The 757-nt window shown below is 61.4% G+C and carries 1 pseudogene; it reads left to right on the plus strand.

The features are described from left to right. A pseudogene (locus tag QCE79_RS33235) lies at positions 1-757 on the plus strand (hypothetical protein); the annotation flags it as partial.

Below are 757 nucleotides of genomic sequence, written 5' to 3' on the forward strand. Positions count from 1 at the left end.
CGCCGTGACGCTCACCGCCAAGCATAGTCAGCAGGTCGCGAAGTTGGGCGAGTTGCGAACGAAGCTATCGGACGCGGGTGTCGCGACATCGAGCCTGGCACGGCACGAGCGGGAACTCAAGACCAGCATCGACGCGACCAAGGCATCGATCGCGCAACAGCAGAGGCAACTGGAACAGCTTGCGGAGCGCGAGAAGCGCATCGCGGCCGCCCGCACAAAGATGCAAGCCATGCAGGGCGTCGGGGCCAACATGGCCATCGGCGGCTATGCGGCCAAGAGTACGGGCACGCACATTCTGGGCGGCCTGGGTGAGACGCTTGGCGAAGCCAAGAAGGTCCAGAACGAGATCGCGCGAATTCAGGCGCTCGGCTTGGGCGAGCGCGCAACGCAAGACGCCGTGAAATTCGCTCGCGGCATGAAGGTGTACGGCGCGAGCATCTCCGACAACATGACCATGATGCGCGATTCGATGTCGGTCTTTGCTGATTCACACCATGCAAAGGTTGCCGCACCGATCCTGTCTAGGATGAAGTTTGCGAACGACGCCGTGTACGGTGGAGAGCATGCCGAAGACAATGAGCGCATGTTCATGAACATGCTCAAGGTGATCGAACTGCGAGGCGGGACGAAGGACCAAGCGACGTTTCTGGATGAGGCCAACCGCGTTCAGAAAGTGATATCGGCGACCGGCGGGCGCGTCGGCGGCGATCAATGGATGGAGTTTATTCAGCGCGGCGGCGTGGCCGCCAAGTCGCTT

The sequence above is a fragment of the Caballeronia sp. LZ003 genome, assembly GCF_031451465.1.
GTDB lineage: Bacteria > Pseudomonadota > Gammaproteobacteria > Burkholderiales > Burkholderiaceae > Caballeronia.